We start from the raw sequence: 1,506 nt of genomic DNA, 5'->3' as shown, positions 1-1,506 counted from the left end.
GCTCTTTCTTCTGCTTTACGCAATTCGTAAGTTGTACGTCTAACAACAACTTCATGTCTGTGCTCTACAAAATAATGTATTAATTCTTTTAAGTTTAATAATTGCGGACGTCCATTTACAAGTGCAATATTATTAACGCTAAAAGACGACTGTAATGCGGTATATTTATATAACTTGTTTAATACAATATTTGGTATGGCATCACGCTTTAAAACGTAAACAATACGCATACCGTTTCTATCAGACTCATCTCTAATTGTAGAAATACCGTCTAACTTTTTATCATTAATTAAATCGGCAGTCTTTTTAATCATGTCTGCCTTATTAATTTGATAAGGTACTTCTTCAACTATAATACATTCACGCCCATTTACTTCTTCAATATTTGCTTTTCCACGAATAACGATTCGCCCACGTCCAGTGTGAAAAGCTTCCTTTACACCATCATATCCATAAATAGTACCTCCTGTTGGAAAATCGGGGGCTTTAATGTGTTGTATAAGCTCATCAATTTCAATATCGTTATTGTCTATATAGGCAATAGTACCATTTACAACTTCTGTTAAGTTGTGTGGTGGCATATTTGTTGCCATACCTACAGCAATACCAGATGCTCCATTAACTAAAAGCCCTGGAATACGTGTTGGTAATACTGTTGGTTCTTCTAAAGTATCATCAAAATTTAATTTATGGTCTACTGTCTCTTTGTCAATATCTGCTAACATATCCTCAGATATTTTACGCATACGTGCTTCTGTATAACGCATTGCTGCTGGACTATCACCATCAATAGAACCAAAGTTTCCTTGTCCATCTACTAACATGTAACGCAAACTCCATTCTTGAGCCATACGCACCATTGCATCGTAAACCGATGTATCACCATGTGGGTGATACTTTCCTAAAACCTCACCAACTATTCTTGCAGATTTTTTATGTGCGCTATTTGCTCTAACACCTAATTCATGCATACCATATAGTACACGTCTATGAACTGGTTTTAAACCATCTCGTACATCTGGGAGTGCACGTGACACAATGACTGACATTGAATAATCAATGTAAGCCGATTTCATTTCATCTTCAATATTAATTGGGATAAGTTTTTCTCCTTCTGCCATATATAATATAATTAAGTTTTTATCAGTATTTCAAAACGTGCTAATATAATTATTTCATCAGTCACAGTAACGTTTAAACAAGATTTTTTAACAGTATTTATTAACAATTTCAAGAGTGATTTTCGTTAATAAGTTATATTACTAATTATTTTCTTTTATAAAGATTTTTTTGTCTCTTAGCTGAATTCATATTATTTAAGGAATAGTTTTTGCGTTTGGTAATATGATTTAGTAATTTTAATCCTGAAACGAGATAAATATATGGATGATAATTTTTCCCCAAGAGTTAAAGATGTAATTGCATATAGCAAAGAGGAAGCATTACGCTTAGGTCATGATTTTATTGGAACTGAGCATTTAATGCTTGGTTTATTAAGAGATGGCA

At 32.9% G+C, this 1,506-nt stretch carries 2 protein-coding genes; one reads left to right on the top strand and one right to left on the bottom strand.

Annotated elements, in window-relative coordinates; all coding sequences use genetic code 11:
* The coding region (locus ACVC2P_RS02580) for a DNA gyrase subunit A (protein ID WP_452596918.1) at positions 1–1,121 on the bottom strand (1,121 nt) is incomplete at its 3' end.
* 261 nt (positions 1,122–1,382) lie between these two features.
* Here ACVC2P_RS02580 and ACVC2P_RS02575 point away from each other — a divergent pair.
* The coding region (locus tag ACVC2P_RS02575; RefSeq protein WP_452596919.1) for a Clp protease N-terminal domain-containing protein at positions 1,383–1,506 on the top strand (124 nt) is incomplete at its 3' end.

The organism is Pontimicrobium sp. MEBiC01747 (assembly GCF_053601635.1).
This window is presented reverse-complemented; position numbering and strand designations above follow the sequence as displayed.